We start from the raw sequence: 998 nt of genomic DNA, 5'->3' as shown, positions 1-998 counted from the left end.
ATCAATTCTACCGTGATGGTTACGTTTTCACCCGGCATAACCATTTCCACACCCTCTTCCAAAGTTACCGCGCCGGTAACATCGGTGGTGCGGAAGTAGAACTGCGGACGGTAGTTGGCGAAGAACGGAGTATGGCGGCCGCCCTCTTCTTTGCTCAACACATACACTTCGGCTTTGAACTTGGTGTGCGGGGTAATCGAGCCGGGCTTGGCCAATACTTGACCGCGCTCCACTTCTTCACGCTTGGTGCCGCGCAGCAAAACGCCCACGTTGTCGCCTGCCTGACCCTGATCCAGCAGCTTGCGGAACATTTCCACGCCGGTACAGGTGGTTTTTTGGGTGGCTTTCAGGCCTACGATTTCGATTTCATCGCCTACGTTGATGATACCGCGCTCCACACGGCCGGTTACCACAGTGCCGCGGCCGGAGATGGAGAATACGTCTTCAATCGGCAGCAGGAAAGGTTTGTCTACGGCACGCTCGGGTGTGGGGATGTAGCTGTCCAAAGCGGCGGCCAGTTCGAAGATTTTTTCTTTGTAGCCGGCATCGCCTTCCAAGGCGCGCAGGGCGGAACCTTGCACGATCGGGCAGTCGTCGCCGGGGAAGTCGTAGCTTGACAGCAGGTCGCGGATTTCCATCTCAACCAGCTCCAGCAGCTCGGCATCGTCAACCATGTCGCATTTATTCATGAATACGATGATGTAGGGCACACCCACTTGGCGGGCCAGCAGGATGTGTTCTCGGGTTTGCGGCATGGGGCCGTCTGCAGCGGACACCACCAAAATCGCGCCGTCCATTTGGGCGGCACCGGTAATCATGTTTTTAACGTAGTCGGCGTGGCCCGGGCAGTCTACGTGGGCGTAGTGGCGGCCTTCGGTTTCGTATTCCACGTGCGAGGTATTGATGGTGATGCCGCGGGCTTTTTCTTCCGGGGCATTGTCGATTTGGTCGTAGCCTTTAGCCTGACCGCCGAATTTTTCTGCCAAAATGGTGGTCAG

1 protein-coding gene is annotated in these 998 nt (G+C 56.9%); it reads right to left on the bottom strand.

The window, feature by feature from the left end; translation table 11 throughout:
• Nucleotides 1-998: elongation factor Tu (gene tuf, locus IR141_RS12540; protein WP_228068272.1), on the bottom strand; the 998-nt coding region annotated here is incomplete at both ends.

This window comes from Neisseria sp. 19428wB4_WF04 (assembly GCF_015235335.1).
Taxonomy (GTDB): Bacteria; Pseudomonadota; Gammaproteobacteria; order Burkholderiales; family Neisseriaceae; genus Neisseria; species Neisseria musculi.
Note: the sequence above shows the minus strand (reverse complement) of the source record. Positions and strands in the feature narration are given on the sequence as shown.